Origin of the sequence: Thermobacillus xylanilyticus (assembly GCF_907165215.1) — a bacterium.
GTDB classification, from domain to species: Bacteria; Bacillota; Bacilli; order Paenibacillales; family Paenibacillaceae; genus Thermobacillus; species Thermobacillus xylanilyticus.
Window position 1 is genome coordinate 12,344 of record NZ_CAJRAY010000077.1, and the last position, 19,950, is coordinate 32,293.

Below are 19,950 nucleotides of genomic sequence, written 5' to 3' on the forward strand. Positions count from 1 at the left end.
CCGCACCCGATTTTGTTATGGTCTGGGTAACAGGGGCATTCCGCCGCATCGGCGGAATGCCTTCGTACATCTCAGGCTGTATGGGAGGAGATACGGATGAGGACCAGGGTTCATGGAAGATCTTTGGCGGCAAAGGACGGGATCTACAATGAACCATAGCGCATGGATCAACCCGCGGACGAAACGTGAGAAGGATGCGAAGCCGCTCTTTCAGACGGAAGTTTGGGAGTGTGTGAGCGACGATTGTCCCTGCTGGATGCGCAAAGGGCTCACGTTCGAAGCGCATCCGAAATGTCCTTTGTGCGGCTCGGCCATGAAGCCCGGCGTGCGGATGCTACCGCGCGTCAGCGACAAGGAGCCAAGGTGAGCGTCAGAATCAGGCCTGCCGGTGACGGCGGGCCTTTTTTGTCGCAGTTGTGACGGTTGGCCGGACGTTGTTGCAGTTGCGCCGGTGATCTTTTATAGTGGTAGTTACTTGAAAGAGGGGACGATTATGCGAGGAATTCGTGTGCCGCTCTGGCTGGCGGCGCTGCTCATCGCGCTGCTCGCCGCGGGCGGGCGGGCGGACGCGCACGCCGTGCTGGAGCGCTCCGCGCCGGAGCCCGGGGAAAGGCTCGCAACGGGCCCGGGCGAGGTCAGACTTGAATTCAACGAGCCGGTCGACGCGTCGATCGGCTTCCTGCGGGTGCTCGGCAGCCGGTCGGAACGGGTGGCGGACGGCGACCCGGCAGTCGAAGCCGGCGGCCGCACGCTCCGGCTATCGCTGCCCCGGCTCGGCGAAGGATTGTACACGGTGACCTACCGCGTGCTGTCGGCCGACGGCCATCCGGTCGAAGGTTCCTATGTGTTCGTTGTCGGCGATCCGCCCGAAGCGATCGACGCATCGGTTTTTGACCTGCACCGGCAGCTCGGGCATGAAGGACACGGGGAAGGAGCCGCGACGCAGCTGTCGACGGGGGAGTTTCTTCTGTACGTCGTGCGGATTTTCTATTTCGGCGCGCTGCTGTCGGCAGCCGGATGGTTCATCTGGTCGGCCTGGGCGCCCCGGCGTTCGCGGTCGTTCGATGCCGGATTCCGCGACTGGAGCAGCCGGTGGGGATTGTGGACGGCGCGCGCTTTCCTCGTGGCGGCTCTCCTGTATGTATTCTTTCATGCCACGGAATTGATGGAAGGACAGCCGGGCTCCGAGTGGGGAACACTGTTCCTCGAGACGAATATCGGCCGCGGCTGGGCGGTCCTGTTGGTGCTGGCGCTGCTCGGTCCCCTGGTTCGGACCGCGTCGCGCGCGGTCGGCCTCATATGGGCCGGCGCGTTGCTGCTTGTCGAGAGCATGTCTGGACATGCCGCGGCTTATGAGCAGGCATGGCTGACGATCGGCACGGATTTCATCCATTTGGCGGGAGCGGCCGTGTGGGCCGGCGGCCTGGCGATGCTGGCGGGCCTGTGGTTCGCGGACCGGAAAGAAGCGGCGCGTTTTGCGGCGGTGTTCAGCGGACCGGCGCTCTGGTCGATGATCGCGCTGGCGGCGAGCGGTCTCGTCACCGCGTGGATGTTCCTGCCGGGCCCGGATTATCTTTTCTACACCGGCTGGGGCACCCTGCTGCTGGTGAAGACGGGGCTCACGGTGCTGGCCGCGCTGGCGGGCGGCGCGATCCGGCTGCGGATGCGGCGGGGCGGCATGCCGCAGGGCGCGCTGCTGAAAGCCGATGCCGCCGTTATGGCCGCAATCGTGATCATCGTCGGCCTGTTCACCCATATCAGCCCGCTGCCGGCGAACGAGCCGGTCTACGCCCACAAGATGGGTGAGGACATGCATCTGACGCTGCGCGTGTCGCCGAATGTTCCGGGGGACAACCGCTTCATCGTCAAGGTGTGGCTTCCGGAACCGGTCGGCGAGCCGAAGTCGGTCGTGCTGCGGCTCCGTTCGGAAGACCGGCCGGAAGCGGGGCCGATCGACGTGCCGCTCGAGCGTTACGAAGACGACGAATTCGACCAGTTCTCCGGTTTCGTCAAGACGGCGTACCGGGCGGAGGGGCCGTATCTTCCGTTCGCGGGGAAATGGACGGCGGAAATCCGCGTGACAGATAGCGAAGACAACGAGAAGGTCCACCTCGAGACATTCCGGAATTACTGATCACCGCGGGGTGTTGCGATGAAGCTGTCATACCGAACGATCAAGCACCTGATCCTCTGGACGCCGACGATTACGATCGGGCTGTGGGAGTACCTGCGGCATACGGTGCTGCTGCCGTACGTGTCCATGGATCTCGGCAATTTGCTGGCGCCCGTGATCGTGTTCCTCGTGACGGTTACGCTGCTGAGAAAACTGTTCGCGAAGCTTGAAGCGACGCAGGAAGAATTGCAGCGGGAGCGCATGCTGAAGGCGGCGCTCGAGGAGCGGGAGCAGCTTGCGCGGGAACTGCATGACGGCATCTCGCAGTCGCTGTTCCTGCTGTCCGTCAAGCTGGACAAGCTGGACCGGACGGATTGCAGCGAAGCGGCCCGCGAAGTGAGCGCGGGCATCCGCGAGACGATCCGCCGCGTCTACGACGACGTCCGCCAGTCCATTGCGAACCTGCGCACGCTGCCTGCGCCGGGCGATTTCTCGTGGATGGCGTCCGTCGAAGCGCTCGGCGGCGAAGTGACGGATGCCGGCATCCGGTTCGAATGCGAAGGCCGGCTGCCGGACCGGCTGCTGACGAGCAAGGAGAAGGTGGAGCTTCTCGCGATCGTGCGCGAAGCGGTGCTGAATGCGCGCAAGCATGCGAACGCGCGGACGATTCGCGTGGCGATGGAACCGTCCGAAGGCGGGGGGTTCAGGTGCGAGATCGCGGACGACGGCGTCGGGCTGGGCGAGTCGGACCTCAAGGCGTTCGACCGGTACGGAATCCGGATGATGCGCAGCCGGGCCGAAGAGATGGGCTGGAGGCTTGAGATCCGGTCTGCGCCCGGCGGCGGCACGACGGTGACGGTGGAGAAGGAGGATCGCGCGGCGCGGGATGACTCGCCGCGGACGAGGCTGGCATTTCACGAAAGGCGGAAAGGCGGAAGCAGGGCATGACGGCGTATGAAGGAAACGGCGCATCCGGCGGCAGCCGGCACCGCGTCCTGATCGTCGACGATCATCCGCACGGACGCGAAGGGATGCGGGACATCCTGGAAGCGGAACCGCGTTTTGAGGTCGTCGGCGAAGCGGCGTCAGGCGAGGAAGCGCTCGAAGCGGTCCGGCGCCTCGCGCCGGACATTGTGCTGATGGATGTGAACATGCCGGGCATCAGCGGGCTGGAGGCTGCGCAGTTGGTCAAGCGCTGGGCTCCGGATGTCCGCATCGTCATGGTCACCGCGCATGACGAACCGGCGTTTCTGTTCGAAGCGCTGCGCTGCGGCGCGCAGGGCTTTCTGCCGAAGAACGTCCGGCCGTCCGTATGGCTGGACTATTTGCGCTCCATCGTGAATGACGAGACGCCGATGTCTTCGGAGATCGCCCGCATGCTGCTGAAGACGTTCACCGGCGGCGGCGTGCCGGGCGATGCCATGGGTTCGGAGGCTGACGGCCGGCATGAAGGGATGTCCCGGGAGGACCGGAAGCCGCGGCGGTCGTGGCTGGTTCGCAGGACGCCATCCTCGCCTACGCCTTCCGCGCCGCAGTCCCGCGTTCGCCGGACAGCCGGCATTCTGACGCCGCTGACCGCGCGGGAACGGGAAGTGCTCGAACGCGTTGCAAGCGGCGAGTCGAACCGCGAGATTGCCGCAAGGCTCGGCCTGTCGGAGCATACGGTCAAGAATCATTTGAAGAACATTCTGCAGAAGCTGCATCTCGACAACCGGGTGCAGCTTACGCGATATGCATACGAGAACGGCATTGTCGGCCGGGACGGGGACGGCGCGTCCGGGCCCGGCGGATCGGATTAAGCGCAAGCTGCTCATCTGCGGCGGCGACGCTATGCGAGCGTCCGGTTGAACTTCCTCAACAGTTCCCCAAACCGGTGACATTCCTCCTCGGACCAACTCTCAAGCAGCTCCGTCAACCGCTCCAGCCGCGCTTGCTTGTGCAGGAATAATTCCCGGGTTCCCGATTCCGTGAGCTGCAGCAGAAAAGATCGCTTGTCGGAAGGGTCCGGCGTCCGGAATATATATCCCTTCCTCTCAAGGGCTGCCGTCTGTCTGCTGGCTGTCGAGATGTCCAAACGGAATGCGTCTGCCAGAGTCCGGACGCTGGCAGATCCTCTGGAATGAATGTAATGGAGCAGAAGATAAGCCGAACGGTCGAGAGTTCCGGCTTTGCTGCTGCTGGATGTGATCCGTCGGACGAAAATGGCCAATTCCAGTTCGATCGTCTCCAAATCGCGCCGCTTATCCATAAATGACCCCGCAAGTTCGTATTCCTTAACGAGACTATGGTACCATACGGAGCTTCGCCGATAAAATTCCATACAAAAAATGCATTGACTCTTTCCTGTATAGTTGTATAATACAACTTGTTTTCAAGCGCATCCGACGGATCCATCGTAAAAGCGAAGGAAAGGAGTCTTCCCATGGCATCATCATCACGATCTGCGGCAATCGGTCAAAGTTCAACGGAAAGCATTCTGAAGCAGCCGCGGGAGGTATGGGCTGTTTTTTTCGCTTGCATCATCGCGTTTATGGGGCTTGGTCTTGTGGACCCCATTCTGCCGGCGATTGCGGAAAGTTTGAACGCCTCCCAGAGTGAAGTGACATTGCTGTTTACCAGCTACAACGCGGTCATGGCGGCGGCGATGCTGATTACCGGCGCGGTTTCGTCAAGAATCGGCATCAAATGGACATTGCTCACCGGTGTTGTGTTCATCGCGCTTTTTTCGGGTTTTGGCGGCGTTTCGGACGGCATCTGGACGCTGGTCGGACTCAGAGCCGGCTGGGGATTGGGCAACGCCTTGTTCGTCGCAACGGCCCTGACCGCCATTGTCACACTTTCCAGGAGCAGCACCGCGAAAGCCATCATCCTGTATGAGGCGGCGATCGGCCTCGGCATTTCGGTCGGACCATTGCTTGGCGGCTGGCTCGGCGGCATCTCGTGGAGAGGACCGTTCCTGGGCGTTGCGACGCTAATGCTCGTCGCCTTCATCGGAATCAGCGCGCTCATGCCGAAATCCGGCGGGCGAAGCAGCGCGAGGCAGAAGACTTCGCTGCTTGATCCGTTCCGAGCGCTCAGGCACCGGCCCCTCCTGGTATTCGGCATCACCGCGATGCTCTACAACTTCGGCTTTTTCTCTCTGCTGGCCTACGCTCCTTTTGTCATGCATCTGGATGAGCACGGGTTGGGGCTGGTCTTTCTGGGATGGGGGATTCTGCTGGCCGTTACCTCCGTCTTCATGGCGCCGAAGCTGCAGCAACGTTTCGGAACGATCAAATCGATGTGCGCCATGCTGCTGATGTTCGGGCTTGTCCTGCTGGCGATGGGCATCTGGACATCCACACAATGGGTGGTCATCGCGGCTGTCATCATTGCGGGCGCATGGCTTGGAAACAACAACACGTTAATTACGACGGCCGTCATGAATGCCGCGCCGGTAGAGCGCTCGACCGCATCGGCGGCATACAGTTTCCTGCGGTTCATCGGGGGCGCGATTGCGCCGTATTTGGCGGGGAAATTGGCGGAGCTCTACAATCCTCATGTGCCGTTCATCGTCGGTGCGGCGTTTGTGCTGGTTTCCGTGTTGTACATTGGGATGTCGTATAGCCGGGTGAAGCACGTCGATCGCGTCCAATCCGCACACTGAGTCCGGAATTATCCGTACCCCTTTCCGGTCCGGCCGGCAGTCAGACGCAAATTTGCAACATTTATAGCCCTTTCGCGTCATGTCCCCGTCCGTCCGGCGCGCTAAACTGGGAAAGGATGTTAACCGGAAAGGGCGGGATTTGATTTGATGAAACGAATCATGGCGCTGACGGCGGGGATCGCCGTATTCCTGCTGGCGGCATTGCCGGCTTCGGCGCATGTGACGATCTGGCCGAACGAAGTGGAACAGGGAGCATACGTGGTGTTCACGGTGCGCGTTCCCAGCGAGAAGGAAGGGACCGAGACAACCGCCGTGCGCGTTGTGTTCCCCGAAGCCGTGAACATTACCCGTTTCGAACCGAAACCGGGCTGGACCGTCGAGTTCAAACGAAACGCGGATCAGGTGATCACCGAGGTGTCGTGGACGGCTGAACCCGGACACGGACTGGATGTCACCGAGTTTGCGGAGTTCCGCATGTCCGGGCGCGTGCTGCCGGACGCCGACACCGAAAGTCTGCTCGTCTGGAAGGCGTACCAGACGTACGCGGACGGCAGCGTCGTCGAGTGGATCGGCGCTCCGGATACCGATTCGCCGACCCCGGCGCCGGCAATCGCCGTCGTGCCGGGCAACCCGGCCGATGACGGCCACGGCCACGGCGGGGAAACGCAGGCATCGGCTTCGTCTTCCTCTTCTTCGGCGAAGGAGGACGGTTCATACGACGCGCTGATCGTGGCGCTGATCATCGTCGCGTGGCTGCTGTCGATTACGGCGCTTACCCTGTCGCTGGTGCTTTTGCTGCAAAATCGCCGGAAGCAGCGTTCCGCAAAGTAATCCGCAGGCACGCTGCGACCTGCGATCACAGGCGCCCGCACTTGCAAACCGAATCGGATTGTCTATAATAGAAATCAATGTTATGAAGCCAAATGCCATGACGGAGACAAGTAAGCAGCATCAGGCCGCACAGGGAAAGGACGCCGGAGACTGAGAGCGTCCTTGCGACAACCGGCTGCTGAAATTCCCTCCGTAGCAGGCCGCTGAACGGGATGCCGATCACAAGGAAATGCGGCGCCCCAGTAGGCTGTGCCCGGCGCGGTCCGTTATCCGCACAATAAGCAGCCATCGGCTGCGCTCGCATACGCGGCGCAAGCCGAATACGGCAAGCATGCGCACGGCCCTGTCCAACCGGCCGTATCCGCGCGCTTGTCCCGGCTGGAATAAGGGTGGTACCACGGTCCTCTCGTCCCTTGCGGGGCGGGAGGCTTTTCTTTTTGCACCCTGATATCAAGCCTGTTCTGGAGGTATCGAATCGCGATGAAGGAACGTCTGGAGGCGCTTCGCGATGAAGCGCTGCGGGAGCTGGCCGAGGCCGCCGATCCCGCCCGTCTGAACGACCTCAGGGTCAAATATCTCGGCAAGAAAGGCGCGCTCACCGAAATTTTGCGCGGCATGGGCAGCCTCTCCGCCGAAGAGCGTCCGGTCGTCGGCCAGATCGCCAACGAAGTGCGGGGGGCGATCGAACAGACGATCGAAGAGAAGCAGCGGCTGTTCCAGGAGCAGGAGACGGAACGCCGGCTCAAGGCCGAAACGATTGACGTCACGCTGCCGGGCCGGAAACTGCCGACAGGCGCCATCCACCCGCTCACGAGAGTGGCGCGCGAGATCGAGGACGTGTTCCTCGGCATGGGCTATACGATCGCGGAAGGGCCGGAAGTCGAGACGGACTTCTTCAACTTCGAGGCGCTCAATCTGCCGAAGGACCATCCGGCGCGCGACATGCAGGATTCGTTCTATATCACGGACGAGATTCTGCTCCGCACGCAGACGTCGCCGGTCCAGATCCGCGCAATGCAGGCGATGAACGGGCAGACGCCGCTCAAGATCATTTGCCCGGGCAAAGTGTATCGCCGCGACGACGACGACGCGACGCACTCGTTCCAGTTCAATCAAGTGGAAGGGCTGGTCGTCGACAAAAACATCCGCATGAGCGACCTGAAGGGGACGCTGCTGACGTTCGCACGCGCGATGTTCGGTCCGCAGGCGCGCATCCGGCTCCGTCCGAGCTTCTTCCCGTTCACCGAGCCGAGCGTCGAAGTCGACGTGACGTGCGTGCAGTGCGGCGGCGACGGCTGCCGGATGTGCAAGCACACCGGCTGGCTTGAAATTTTGGGCGCCGGCATGGTGCATCCGCGCGTGCTCGAGTACGGCGGCTACGATCCGAACGAAGTGAGCGGATTCGCCTTCGGCCTCGGCATCGAACGGGTTGCGCTGCTGAAATACGGCGTGGACGACATCCGGTCTTTCTACCTGAACGACATGCGGTTCCTGCGCCAATTCGCGCGGATGTAGGGAAAGGGGCGGCTATTTACCGATGAGAGTTTCCTATCAATGGCTGAAAGAATACATCGATCTGTCGGGCGTGTCGCCGGAAGAGCTGGCCGAGCTGATGACGCGCGGCGGCATCGAGATCGATACGGTCGAACAGCGCAACCAGGGCGTCTCGAATGTCGTCGTCGGTCATGTGTTGGAAAAAGAAAAGCACCCGGACGCGGACAAACTGAGCGTGTGCAAGGTGGATGCCGGCACCGGCGAGACGCTGCAAATCGTCTGCGGCGCGCCGAACGTCGCCGCAGGGCAGAAGGTGCCCGTCGCGCTGATCGGCGCGAAGCTGCCGGGCGGCATCGCGATCAAGCGCGCCAAGCTGCGCGGCGTTGAGTCGCAGGGGATGATCTGCTCCGCGAAGGAGCTCGGCATCAATGACAAACTGCTGCCGAAGGACATGCAGGAGGGCATCCTCGTCCTGCCCGCAGACAGCGGGATCGGCACGCCGATCACGGAATATCTTGCGCTTGACGACGCGGTGCTCGAACTCGACTTGACGCCGAACCGCTCGGATTGCCTCAGCATGCTCGGCGTCGCTTATGAAGCGGCCGCGCTGACGGGACGGCAGGTGAAACTGCCGGATACCCGCGTGGAGAGCGGCGCTCTTAAGGCGGCCGACAAGATCGCCGTGACGATCAGCGCGCCGGAGCATTGCTTCCGCTATGCGGCCCGGTATGTGCAAGGGGTGAAGATCGGACCTTCCCCGCAATGGATGCAGAACCGGCTGATCGCGGCCGGCGTCCGTCCGATCAACAACATCGTCGATATTACGAACTACGTCATGCTGGAATACGGCCAGCCGCTGCACGCGTTCGACGCCGACAAGCTGGGCGGCCGGATCGAAGTCCGGCTGGCCCGGCCGGGCGAGACGATGGTGACGCTGGACGACCAGGAGCGCAAGCTGGATCCGGACATGCTGCTCATCACGGACGGCGAGCGTCCGGTCGCACTGGCCGGTGTGATGGGCGGCGCGAACACGGAAGTGTCGGATGAGACGGTGAACGTCGTGCTGGAGTCGGCCGAGTTCGACGCCGCAACGGTGCGCCGCACGTCCCGCCGCCTGGGTTTGCGCTCGGAGGCGAGCCTCCGCTTCGAGAAAGGCGTCGACCCGGCGCGCGTCGTGCCGGCGGTCGACCGCGCCGCCGCCCTGATGGCGCTCTATGCAGGCGGAACGGTCCTTGACGGCATCGTTCAGGCCGTCGTGCGCGAGGCGGAGCCGGCCGTGGTCAGCGTGACGCTGGCGAAGATCAACGGCCATCTCGGCACGTCGCTCACCGCTGTCGAGGTGCAGGAGATTTTCGCGCGGCTCGGATTCGAATCCGCAGTATCCGAAGGCGGCGTCTTCACCGTGAAGGTGCCGACCCGGCGCGGCGACATCTCCCGCGACGTCGACCTGATCGAGGAAGTCGCGCGGCTCCACGGCTACGACAACATTCCGTCGACGGCGATCGAGGGCAGCACGACGGCCGGCAGGCTGACCGGTCCCCAGGCGATCCGCCGGGCGCTCCGGGCGAAGCTGGCCGACGCGGGGCTGCAGGAGACGTTCACTTACTCGCTCACGCATCCGTCCCGCACGCGCATGTTCACGCTGCTCGCCGAAGGCGCGGTGCCGATCCGGGTCGCGATGCCGATGAGCGAAGACCGGAGCGAGCTGCGCACGAGCCTTGTGCCGAGCCTGATCGACGCCGCGATCTACAACCGGAACCGGAAGAACACCGATTTGAAGCTGTTCGAGATCGGCAGCGTCTTCCTGACGGACGAACAGACGCTGACGCGACTGCCGCAGGAACGCCACCGGATCGCGGGCCTGCTCACCGGCAGCCGGACGGACGTGCAATGGAACGTGAAGGCGGAGCCGGTCGATTTCTACGACGCGAAGGGCGTCGTTGAGACGATCTTTGATCTGCTCGGCGTAAGCGGGCGAATCCGCTACGAGGCGGCCGCGCTGGACAATCTGCATCCGGGCAGGTCGGCGAAGGTGTTGCTCGACACCGGCAGCGGCGAAATGCTGATCGGCTACGTCGGCCAGCTGCATCCGTCGGTCCAGCTGCAAGAGGAGCTGGACGACACCTACGTCTTCGAGCTGGCGCTGGAGCCGCTCTACGAACATGCGGACACCGCGATCATTCAGCAGCCGCTGCCGCGCTATCCATCGGTCGAGCGCGACCTCGCCGTTCTGGTCGACCGTTCGGTCGAAGCGGGCAGCCTGCTCGCCGCCATCCGCGAAGCGGGCGGCGATCTGCTCGAGTCGGTCAGCGTCTTCGACGTGTACGTTGACGACCGGCTCGGCGCGGACAAGAAGAGCGTCGCGTTCTCGCTCGTCTACCGCCATCCGGAGCGGACGCTTACGGATGATGAAGCGGCCGGGCGCCACGCCGCGGTCCTGGACCGTCTGGCGTCGGCTTTCGGCGCCGAATTGCGCAAGTAGGCAGGAAACGGGGAAAGCCGCATCGAAGTATTGTCGGAAGATGTTCGATGCGGCTTTCGGCTTGTCACGGGCATTCTTGCAAAAATGCCTGCTCCGCCGATTGCAGCATCACACAGGGAGGAACCACCGATCATGGACGCCGAACGCACCAGGGTGACCGTCGACATTTTCGGGCATCAATACCGTCTGACCGGCCATTCCAGCGCAGACCATATCAGGCGCGTGGCGGAAATGGTCGACGACAATATGAACCGGCTCGCGCGCCAATTCCCGCGGCTTGACATGCCGCGGATTGCCGTGCTCACCGCCGTCCATATGACCGACGAAGTCATCCGCCTCCGCCAAGAGACAGCCAAGCTGCGCCAGGAAGAAACGAAGCGCCTGAAGGCGGAACAGGAGCTCGCGGAGGCGCGGGCGGAACTGGAGAGGCTCAGGGCGGAGCGCGAACGCATGCAGCAGGAGATGGCCGCCGAACGGCAGAAGGCGCAGGCGGAAGCGGCGCAGCGCCGGCGCGAAGCGGATCAGCGGCTGGCGGCCGCCGAGGCGGACTGGCGGCGGATGTACGAGGAGCGGGAAGCCGAGCTGCGGCAGGAAGCGGAAGCGAGAGAAGCGCAATTCGAGCAGCAGGCTGCCGAACTGCGCGCACGGGCCGAAGCGGCGGAACGCGAGACGGGCGAGCAGCGCAAGCTGACCGAAGAGGCTGAACGCATCGCCGGTGAGTTGCGAAACCGGCTCCGGCAGCTGGAGCAGGAAGCGTCCGGACGCGCAAGCAAGCTGCGCGAGCTGCAGGATCGGATCGAGCGCCTGACCCGCGACCGCGACGAGCAGAAAGAACGCGGGATGCGGCTGATGGAGCGGATCCGCGAGCTGGAAGCCGCGGCCTCCGAAGCGGCCGATTGGCGCGCCAGGGCCGAAGCGCTTGAGGAAGAGCGCCGGGAGGCGGATGCGCGCGCCGCCGAATGGGCAGCCAGGTTCGAATCGGAAGCCGGACGCGCCCGCGCGGAAGCGGACGCGCTGCGCGAGAAGCTGGAGGCCATCGAGGGGCAGCTGGCGCAGGCGAAGGACGGCGCCGAGAGCCGGATCGCGGAGCTGCAGGAAGCTTACGACCGGCTGAACGTCGAGCACGTCCGGCTGCAGGACGAATACGCGAAGCTGCAGAACGAATTCAACGAATGGATCGAACTCATCGAATCGAACGGGTAATGAATATGGCCGGTCGGGAATCCGGAATCCCGGGTTCCCGATGGGCCATTTTCTTTCAAGACAGAGAAATTTCAAGCGGAAATCCGGGAAATAGACGAAAAAAACTTCGCCTATTCTCCGGACGACGGCCGAAAATTCACCGTTTCCGGAAAATAGGCGAAAAACCTTCGCTTATTCAGGTTAAACTTGCGATCAATAAACGGTGCAGGTTCGCTCCCGCCGCCTCTTGCTTCACGCCTCGACGATCAGCTTCGCGAACATCTTGGAATGGCCGGTGCCGCAAGGAATGTTGCAGACAATCTCGTATTCGCCCGGGTTTTCGAAGGTGACCGTCACCGTTTGACCGTCCCTGAGCTCGATGCCGGTCTTCGGAATCCGGATGCCGTGAACCCCTTCTTCGCTGACGAAGTGAAACTTGACGGCGCCGGTTTTCACCCGATATTCGGTCTGGTCGAATTCGAAGTTCTTCGCCTTGACCTCGATCACGCTGTCCGCTTTCGTCTGGTTCGATTCGTCGATGACGATGCCCGGCGCGCTTCCCCCGTTCTTGCCGCCTCCGCACGCCGCCAGCAGGCCGGCCAGCACGACCGCGGCAGCCATGACCGCAAAGTTTCGTGTCCGCATCCCGTATCCCTCCGAAGGGTCAAAACCCCATTTTTTTTTCGTGTATTGTGACATTAATCATTGTAACTGATTTTTCGGGACGGGACGTGACAAACTTATGGATGAAGATTGAACAAATCGTGAACGCAAAAAACAGCTTTTCCTGTGTGGAAAAGCTGCTTGCGGCGCGGCTCTGCGCGACTGCATGCGCCGCGGCGTCAGGATTTTTTGCCCGCTTCGTACGGCGAACTGATCGGGATGAACAGGTCGATGATCCCGATGACAAGCGCGGCAAGTATGGCGCCGAGCCAGGACACTTCCACATTGCCGACGATGAACTGGGCGAGCCAGATGACCGCCGCGCTGGCGAGAAATCCGACGATGCCCCGCCCGAACGGCGTGACTTTCTTGCCGAACAGGCCTTCGACAATCCAGCCGAGCACAGCGATTACGATGGCCAGAAGCAAGGCGCTCCAGAAGCCGCCGACGCTGAATCCGGGAACGATCCAATCCACCACCATCAGCACCAGCGCGGCGACGACGAAACGAACGACGGTTCCGATGATGTTCATGGCACTCTCCTCCTCAAATGCGAAATGGCTGCGTGGGTGCCGCTTAAAGTGCTCGGGGTTAGTGTTCCCGCATTCGGAGGGTTCATGTTTGGCAGGTTTTGCATGGGCAAAATGGCGCGCGGCCAGCGCTTCGGCTATAATAGTGGGCTGAGAGGAGTTGTGGCGGGTTGGACGGCAAAGTATTGCACATCCTGGAATATCACAAAATCATCGAACGGCTCATGGAACAGGCCGCGACTTCGCTCGGCAGAGACCTGTGCGGCCGGCTTGAACCGAGCAGCGATCTCGAAGAAGTAAAGCTCAGGCTCCAGGCGACGGACGAGGCATCCGCCGCCGAGCGGCTGAAAGGAGCGCCTCCGTTCGGCGGCATCGCGGATGTCCGCGCCGCGCTCAAGCGGGCGAAAATCGGCGGCATGCTGAATCCGGCGGAACTGCTGGAGATCGCGTCGACGGCGCGCGGCGGCCGGCTGGTGAAACGCCATATCGCGCAGATTCACGAAGATCACCCGCTGCCGCTGCTTCACGGGCTGGCCGGGCAGCTGACCGAGCATCGCGCGCTCGAAGAGTCGATCGCCCGATGCATCGACGAGCAGGCTTATGTCGTCGACCAGGCCAGCCCGGAACTGGCGGCGATCCGCCGGGAACTCAGGGGCGGCGAAGCGCGGATCCGCGAGAAGCTCGAGCAGCTTGTCCGCTCGCCTTCCGTACAGAAAATGCTGCAGGACGCGATCATCACGATCCGCGGCGACCGGTTCGTCATCCCGGTGAAGCAGGAATACCGCGGACATTTCGGCGGCATCGTGCACGACCAGTCCGGTTCCGGAGCGACGCTGTTCATCGAGCCGGAGTCGATCGTGCAGATGAACAACAAGCTGCGCGAACTTAAGATGGCCGAGGAGCGGGAGATCGAACGCATCCTGCTGCGCCTGACGGCCGAAACGGCGGAGCACGCCGACGATCTGGCGGCGAATCTTGAGCTGCTCGGGCAGCTCGACTTTGCGTTCGCCAAGTCGCGGCTTGCGCGCGAGATGCGGGCGTCGCTGCCGCGGATGAACGACCGGGGCTTCCTCAAGCTGAAGCGCGGCCGCCATCCGCTGCTTCCGCCGGAATCCGTCGTGCCGCTGGATGTGGAACTTGGCAATTCCTATACGGCGATCATCATCACCGGGCCGAACACGGGCGGCAAGACGGTCACGCTCAAGACGATCGGCCTGCTCAGCCTGATGGCGATGTCCGGGCTGTTCGTGCCGGCGGACGACGGCAGCCAGCTCTGCGTATTCGACGCCATCTACGCCGACATCGGCGACGAACAGAGCATCGAGCAGAACCTGAGCACGTTCTCCGGCCACATGACGAACATCATCCGCATGCTGCGGGAGATGACGCCGAAGAGCCTCGTGCTGCTCGACGAGCTCGGCGCCGGCACCGATCCGGCGGAAGGCTCGGCGCTGGCGATCGCGATTCTGGAACATATCCACCGGCTTGGCTGCCGGATCGTCGCCACGACGCATTACAGCGAGCTGAAAGCGTATGCTTACAATCGCAAGGGCATCATCAATGCCAGCATGGAATTCGACGTCCAGACGCTCAGCCCGACTTACCGGCTGCTCGTCGGCGTGCCGGGCCGAAGCAACGCGTTCGCCATCGCCGAGCGGCTCGGCCTGCCGCGGTCGATCATCGAGCGTGCCCGCGGCGAAGTGAGCGAGGACGACCGGCGCGTCGAGGACATGATCGCGTCGCTCGAAGAAGACCGGCAGAGCGCGGAAGCGGAGCGTCAGACCGCGGAGTCGCTGCGCGCCGAGATGGAACGGCTGAAGGAGCGGCATGCCGCCGAACTGCGCAAGTTCGAGCAGCAGCGCGACCGGATGCTGGCGAAGGCGCAGGAAGAAGCGCGCGAAGCGGTGGCGAAGGCGCGCCGCGAAGCGGAAGCGATCATCGCGGACCTCAGGCGGATGGCGCTTGAGGAAGCGGCGTCGGTGAAAGAACACAAGCTGATCGAGGCGCGGCGCCGGCTGGACGAGGCGATGCCGGACCTCACGCCGAAGCCGTCGGCGCAGGGCGCTGCCCGGAAGCCGGTCCGGGTTGAACCGGGCGACGAAGTGACAGTGATCAGCCTGAACCAGAAGGGCGTCGTGCTGGAGACGGGCGAGACGGAAGCGCTCGTCCAGATCGGCATCCTGAAGATGAAAGTCGCCCTGTCCGATCTGGAGCGGATCAAGCAGCCGCCGCAGCCGAAACAGCCGCAGGCGGCGGCAAGCCTCAAGCGCACGAAGGGCGACCTGCGCATGGAACTGGATCTGCGCGGCAGCACGCTGGAGGACGCGATTCTGGAGGTCGACCGCTTCCTCGACGAAGCGTACCTTGCGAATCTCGGGCAGGTCACCATCATCCACGGCAAGGGAACGGGCGTGCTCCGTTCGGGCATCCGCGATTTCCTGCGCAGGCACCGCCTCGTCAAGTCGTTCCGCGACGGCGCGTACGGCGAGGGAGGAAACGGCGTCACCGTCGCCGAACTGAAATAGAAATCCAGGCGCCCTTCGGGCTGAAGAAGGGAGGATGATCCCCGATGGATCAAGCGTTGGACCGTTGGCTTGACAATGCGTATTTTGCTTCCATCGCCTTTTTTTCGGTCGCGATCCTGGCCCTGATCGTCTTCCTTTTCTGCTTTGAATTCGCGGTGCGGTACAAGACGTGGGACGAGATCAAGAACGGCAACCTGGCGGTGGCGATGGCGACGGGGGGCAAAATTTTCGGCATCTGCAACCTGTTCCGCTTCTCGATCCAGGCCGGCGATTCGCTGTACCAGTCGCTCGTATGGGCGGCTTTCGGCTTCGTGCTGCTGCTGGCCGCCTATTTTGTGTTCGAGTTTCTGACGCCCGTCTTTCGGATCGACGACGAGATCAAGCGGGACAATCGGGCGGTCGGATTTATCGCCATGATCATCTCGATTTCGCTGTCATACGTCATCGGCGCGACCGTGCTGTCCTGAGCGCGCCGGCGAGGAGGAGCAAGAGTGAAATATTTGTGGGGAACGCTGCTGGTCATCGCGGCAATTTTCATCATTCTGGGCGTGCTGTATTTGATGTAACTTAAGCCCGGCGGCTTGCGGCCGGCCGGAGCGCCAGGGAGGATATCGAATCAGATGGAGCAATCGACGGTATGTCCGTGGTGCCAGACGGAGATTACCTGGGACGAAGAGACCGGACCGGAGAACGTCTGCCCTTATTGTGAAAACGAACTCGGCGATTACCGGACGCTGAACGTTGAAATCGAACGCGATGACGATGCGGAAGACGGAAGCGGCGGAGACGGTGCGAAGAGCGCGCGCGCGGAAGGCGCGGCAATTCGCAGCCGGCTTTCGGACGACATGGACATGGACAGCTTCCGTCCGGTCAACCTGCGCCTGATCGCGCTGGAAGGGAAGCTCGAAGCGATCCTGAACGAGCAATTGGAAGTGCCGGAATGCCCGTCCTGCCGGGAATACATGATTGAAGCGGGCACGCAGACCGTGGGTGCGGCAGGCTGGGAGCCCGCCGTGCCTCCGGCGGTGAAGCGCGCGATTCTGCCTGCCCCGTTCCGGCTGGTCTGGTATATCTGTCCGAATTGCCATCACGCGCACAGCCGGCTCGCTCCGGACGACCGCGAGCGTCTGCTCGGCAATCTGGAAGGCGAAGATTGACGGCAAACCTCCATTGCCCTGCGTCAATGTCAGATTCTGCAAGACATGTCTCCCCGTCCATACGGGCAACTTAGGGGAGATTCAAGTCTTGCGGGAGGCTGGCGATGGCGCAGGGCAAAATCATGTCTGCAGGGAATATGGCGAAAGCTGCGCGCAAGCCGCATGCGTCGGCGGGATGGATGTCCGGCGGCGCAACGCGGACGCCATCCGCGGCGCTGGGCCGGCAGGCGGTTCTCCTGCTGGCGGTGCAGGGGATGTATGCGGCGGCGGGTGCGCTGTCCGGCACGTTCGTTCCGGTCTATCTGTGGAAGGCCAGCCAGTCGTTCGCGCTCATCGGCTGGTTCACCCTGGCGCAACATCTCGCATCCGGCTGCGCGTTCTGGCTTGCCGGCGCGTGGACCAAGCGGCATGACAAAATGATCGCCCTCAGGGCGGGACTCGTCTGCTCGGCACTCTTCTATCTGTCCGTCCTGCTGCTCGGAAATGCCGCCAGCCGGTGGGCGGCATGGCTCGGCGCATTGAACGGACTCGCCGTCGGCCTGTTCTGGCTCGCTTACAACGTCGTCTATTTCGAGATTACGGAGCCCGAAAGCCGCGACCGATTCAACGGTTGGGCCGGACTGCTCGGCTCGCTCGCCGGCATGACGGCTCCGTGGCTGTCGGGGACGTTCATCAGTCTGTCGGGCGGGATCAAAGGGTACCGGATCGTGTTCACGGTGTCGCTCGCAATGTTCGCGGCCGCGGCGGTGCTCAGTTTTTTTCTGAAGCGGAGGCGTTCAGACGGGACATTCGCGTGGTCCTACGGCACAAGCCAGCTGCGGCAGCGGGGCAATCCATGGAGATCCGCGGTGCCGGCGCTCGCCGCGCAGGGCCTCAGGGAAGGCGTGTACCTGTTTCTGCTCGGACTGCTTGTCTACTTCGCGACAGGGCGGGAGCAGAGCCTCGGCAACTACACCTTCTGGACGTCGCTGACGTCGCTCCTGTCGTTCTGGCTGGCCGGCCGGCTGCTTCGCCCGCGATTCCGCCGCGCGGCCATGCTGCTGGGCGCGGCAAGCGTATCCGGCATGACGGCCATTCTGCTGGCGGACGTCGGGTACACGGCGCTGCTTATCGCCGGCATCGGTACGGCACTGTTCATGCCGCTGTATGTCATTCCGATGACGTCCGCCGTATTCGATCTGATCGGCAAGACGGACGAAGGCGTGAAGCGGCGCGAGGAGCTGATCGTGCTGCGGGAGACCGGCCTGATCGCCGGCCGGGTGCTGGGCCTCGTCATCTATCTGTCCGTCGTCTCGCAAGTGCAGTCGACCGCCGCGCTCGCCTGGCTGCTGCTCGCGGTCGGCGCCGCTCCGCTGGCGGGCTGGCTGTTCATCCGCCGCAAACTGGCGGGCTGAGCGGCTATTCCCGCGTCGCGGATTGCCGCACAGCGGCAACGCGCGCGGCTTTTCCCGCACGGCGGACGCGCGTCCGTCTGCTGCCGGACAGACGGCCGAGTTCGCGCAGCACGTAGGCCCGCCGTCCGCGGATATAGCGCCGGATCAGCTGCGGTTCGTTCAGAAAGACGCGGTAATTGTACTTCCGCGTATCGTCCGTCCGGACGGCTGCCGCAATATTGTTTATCATCCGGCGGACGACGGGCATCAATTTCCGCTCGGTGAAAGCGCTGCCCAGCAGCCTCCCGAGCAGACGGAAATACTTCTCGCGGTATTCGCGGAATCCGAGCAGCTTGGCGGTCAGCGTGTTGTAGCCCGTAATCCGCACCTGGTTGACCGGGCAAATTTCCCCGTAGCAATTTCTTCCCCAGGTTCCCTCATAGTCCCACGGCAGAATGCGATACTTTCCGGAAGGCAAATGTTCATAGAGCGCGTAGTTTTGTTCGAACCCGTCATAGTTTCCGGTCAGGACGGCCCCCGCCAGCCATTTCAAGTATTGGTCGATGTCCAGCCGCCGGGCCAGCAAGCGCTTCAGCGCGATGCCATTGAGCCGGTTCAGATCCCGGACGAAGGCTTCCAGCCGCTGCTTCGCCGCCGTTCCGCCGGCCACGAGCTCGTAGCCTTCGAACAGCGAACGTTTGGGGCCCCCGTTCTGAGGGGAGTTCAATCCGAAATGGGCGCTGTCGTTCGCCGCATAGATGATGGAGCGATACCGGATTTTCCGTTCCCGGAAAAACGCGGGCACGACCGCCTCGATCTCCAGGTAGACGCCGAGCGGCCGTCCGTTGACATATAGGCGGCAGTGGGTGGTCTTCGGAGCCGGCAGGCCGATCAGATTGAAAAAATAGAACGACAGGGCGTTGCGGATCAGCGAAGGATCGTCGTATTCGGCGTTCCAGTGAAACGTATGGCCGTTCACGATGCGAAGCTCATAGGAAGGCTTCGGATATCCCCGCGTATGGCCGCCGCGGATTTTCAGCTTCGCGGCGATCCTGCCGTCGACGAGAACGTCCGCTTCGTGATCCTCCCACGGATCGCGGTGAATGGCTTCCCACAATTCGGGATCGACTTGGATGCGGCGGCTGGGCAAGGATGCGGATGACATGGACATCGGTCCTCCCGGCTTGCGATTTGCGGTCCGAAATGGTGAAAAGCCTATCGTCATTCGACGATAGGCTATCTTCATTGTTACGCTATGCTGCCGGGGCTGTCCCGGTCACTGCCGGTTATTGCCTGCGGTTCTTCGCGGTAATATACCAGCCGGGCGGCCAATATTGGCCTTCATACGGCCATTCTGCATTGCGATGTTCCCGCTGCCCGCGCGCGCGTTGCTCGCCGGCGCCTTGTTCGCCGGCGCCCTGTTCGCCGGTGCGCTGTCCGCGCGTGCGCTGTCCGGCGGTGCGCTGTCCGGCGGTGCGCTGCCCGCGCGTGCGCTGTCCCGCGGTGCGCTGTCCGGCGGTACGCTGCCCGCGCGTGCGCCCGCCCGCGGTGCGCTGTCCGGCGGTACGCTGCCCGGCGGTACGCTGCCCGGCGGTACGCTGCCCGCGCGTGCGCTGTCCGGCGGTGCGCTGCCCGGCGGTGCGCTGCCCGCGCGTCCGCCTTCCCGCGGTGCGGCCGGCTCCCTCATCAGCAGCGCCGGCCGCTTGATTCGCACCAGTGTGATGCCTGTCCGGCATGCAGATCCCTCCTCTTACTGCGATTTAATACAAGCTATGACCGCCCCTCGCCGGCCGGACTGGCCTTGAACACAATTTGACAGGAAATGGTCGTTAATCTAGTACCGGTTGTCAACGGGATACATAAGCTTGTATTACATTTCATCCTTCATGACGACAGGCATGGGACAAGGACAGGAGTGATGTCCGCACAAGTCGGGACAAGGGAGGGATGGCAG

18 protein-coding genes are annotated in these 19,950 nt (G+C 63.0%); 14 read left to right on the forward strand and 4 right to left on the reverse strand.

Annotated elements, in window-relative coordinates:
* Positions 1 to 148: 148 nt before the first annotated feature.
* The 4 genes from KJQ12_RS13855 (at position 149) to KJQ12_RS13870 (ending at position 3,912) form a co-directional block, all read left to right on the forward strand.
* Positions 149 to 367 carry a cold-shock protein gene (locus tag KJQ12_RS13855; protein ID WP_041853812.1) on the forward strand — a complete coding sequence of 73 codons (219 nt, stop codon included), beginning with the start codon at positions 149 to 151 and terminating at the stop codon, positions 365 to 367.
* Between the two features lie 126 nt (positions 368 to 493).
* Positions 494 to 2,134, forward strand: a complete 1,641-nt coding sequence (locus tag KJQ12_RS13860; RefSeq protein ID WP_213485204.1) for a copper resistance CopC/CopD family protein — start codon at positions 494 to 496, stop codon at positions 2,132 to 2,134.
* 18 nt (positions 2,135 to 2,152) lie between these two features.
* On the forward strand, positions 2,153 to 3,061 hold the full coding sequence (locus KJQ12_RS13865; RefSeq protein ID WP_213485205.1) for a sensor histidine kinase: 909 nt from the start codon (positions 2,153 to 2,155) through the stop codon (positions 3,059 to 3,061).
* Positions 3,058 to 3,912 (forward strand): response regulator transcription factor, encoded by an 855-nt coding sequence (locus KJQ12_RS13870; protein WP_213485206.1) that lies wholly within the window; start codon positions 3,058 to 3,060, stop codon positions 3,910 to 3,912. The genes KJQ12_RS13865 and KJQ12_RS13870 overlap by 4 nt, the downstream gene beginning before the upstream one ends.
* A gap of 29 nt (positions 3,913 to 3,941) precedes the next feature.
* Here KJQ12_RS13870 and KJQ12_RS13875 read toward each other — a convergent pair whose 3' ends face one another.
* A complete protein-coding gene (locus KJQ12_RS13875; protein WP_342344861.1) occupies positions 3,942 to 4,433 on the reverse strand; it encodes a MarR family transcriptional regulator in 492 nt (163 codons plus the stop codon).
* Positions 4,434 to 4,535: 102 nt separating this feature from the next.
* Between KJQ12_RS13875 and KJQ12_RS13880 the strand changes: the two genes are divergently transcribed.
* From KJQ12_RS13880 to zapA, 5 genes are all read left to right on the forward strand, one after another.
* The gene (locus KJQ12_RS13880; RefSeq protein WP_213485208.1) at positions 4,536 to 5,759 is read left to right on the forward strand and encodes an MFS transporter; all 1,224 of its coding nucleotides are present in this window, start codon (positions 4,536 to 4,538) and stop codon (positions 5,757 to 5,759) included.
* Between the two features lie 147 nt (positions 5,760 to 5,906).
* Positions 5,907 to 6,590: a YcnI family copper-binding membrane protein gene (locus KJQ12_RS13885; RefSeq protein WP_213485209.1), complete on the forward strand. Its 684-nt coding sequence runs from the start codon at positions 5,907 to 5,909 to the stop codon at positions 6,588 to 6,590.
* A gap of 480 nt (positions 6,591 to 7,070) precedes the next feature.
* The gene (pheS, locus tag KJQ12_RS13890; protein WP_213485210.1) at positions 7,071 to 8,105 is read left to right on the forward strand and encodes a phenylalanine--tRNA ligase subunit alpha; all 1,035 of its coding nucleotides are present in this window, start codon (positions 7,071 to 7,073) and stop codon (positions 8,103 to 8,105) included.
* Between the two features lie 22 nt (positions 8,106 to 8,127).
* Entirely contained in the window at positions 8,128 to 10,566 is a 2,439-nt protein-coding gene (gene pheT / locus KJQ12_RS13895) for a phenylalanine--tRNA ligase subunit beta (protein ID WP_213485212.1), read from the forward strand.
* A 132-nt stretch (positions 10,567 to 10,698) separates the two neighbouring features.
* Positions 10,699 to 11,769 (forward strand): cell division protein ZapA, encoded by a 1,071-nt coding sequence (gene zapA / locus KJQ12_RS13900; protein WP_015254034.1) that lies wholly within the window; start codon positions 10,699 to 10,701, stop codon positions 11,767 to 11,769.
* 231 nt (positions 11,770 to 12,000) lie between these two features.
* Here the strand turns inward: zapA and KJQ12_RS13905 are convergent, their stop codons facing one another.
* Both KJQ12_RS13905 and KJQ12_RS13910 read right to left on the reverse strand, forming a co-directional pair.
* Positions 12,001 to 12,393: a cupredoxin domain-containing protein gene (locus tag KJQ12_RS13905; protein WP_213485214.1), complete on the reverse strand. Its 393-nt coding sequence runs from the start codon at positions 12,391 to 12,393 to the stop codon at positions 12,001 to 12,003.
* A 197-nt stretch (positions 12,394 to 12,590) separates the two neighbouring features.
* The gene (locus tag KJQ12_RS13910) at positions 12,591 to 12,944 is read right to left on the reverse strand and encodes a phage holin family protein (protein WP_015254036.1); all 354 of its coding nucleotides are present in this window, start codon (positions 12,942 to 12,944) and stop codon (positions 12,591 to 12,593) included.
* Positions 12,945 to 13,111: 167 nt separating this feature from the next.
* Here KJQ12_RS13910 and KJQ12_RS13915 point away from each other — a divergent pair, with 167 nt between their 5' ends.
* The 4 genes from KJQ12_RS13915 to KJQ12_RS13930 all read left to right on the forward strand — a co-directional run bounded on the left by KJQ12_RS13915 (position 13,112) and on the right by KJQ12_RS13930 (position 18,017).
* Complete coding sequence (locus tag KJQ12_RS13915) at positions 13,112 to 15,466, forward strand: endonuclease MutS2 (protein WP_213485215.1); 2,355 nt, start codon at positions 13,112 to 13,114, stop codon at positions 15,464 to 15,466.
* Positions 15,467 to 15,510: 44 nt separating this feature from the next.
* The gene (locus KJQ12_RS13920; RefSeq protein ID WP_213485216.1) at positions 15,511 to 15,933 is read left to right on the forward strand and encodes a DUF350 domain-containing protein; all 423 of its coding nucleotides are present in this window, start codon (positions 15,511 to 15,513) and stop codon (positions 15,931 to 15,933) included.
* 153 nt (positions 15,934 to 16,086) lie between these two features.
* Complete coding sequence (locus KJQ12_RS13925; protein WP_015254039.1) at positions 16,087 to 16,623, forward strand: hypothetical protein; 537 nt, start codon at positions 16,087 to 16,089, stop codon at positions 16,621 to 16,623.
* A 104-nt stretch (positions 16,624 to 16,727) separates the two neighbouring features.
* Positions 16,728 to 18,017, forward strand: a complete 1,290-nt coding sequence (locus tag KJQ12_RS13930) for an MFS transporter (RefSeq protein WP_015254040.1) — start codon at positions 16,728 to 16,730, stop codon at positions 18,015 to 18,017.
* A gap of 4 nt (positions 18,018 to 18,021) precedes the next feature.
* Here the strand turns inward: KJQ12_RS13930 and KJQ12_RS13935 are convergent, their stop codons facing one another.
* Positions 18,022 to 19,161: a CotH kinase family protein gene (locus KJQ12_RS13935; protein WP_213485218.1), complete on the reverse strand. Its 1,140-nt coding sequence runs from the start codon at positions 19,159 to 19,161 to the stop codon at positions 18,022 to 18,024.
* Positions 19,162 to 19,330: 169 nt separating this feature from the next.
* On the opposite strand from KJQ12_RS13935, the gene KJQ12_RS13940 reads away from it, so the two are divergent.
* Complete coding sequence (locus KJQ12_RS13940; RefSeq protein WP_213485220.1) at positions 19,331 to 19,801, forward strand: hypothetical protein; 471 nt, start codon at positions 19,331 to 19,333, stop codon at positions 19,799 to 19,801.
* Positions 19,802 to 19,950 lie beyond the last annotated feature (149 nt).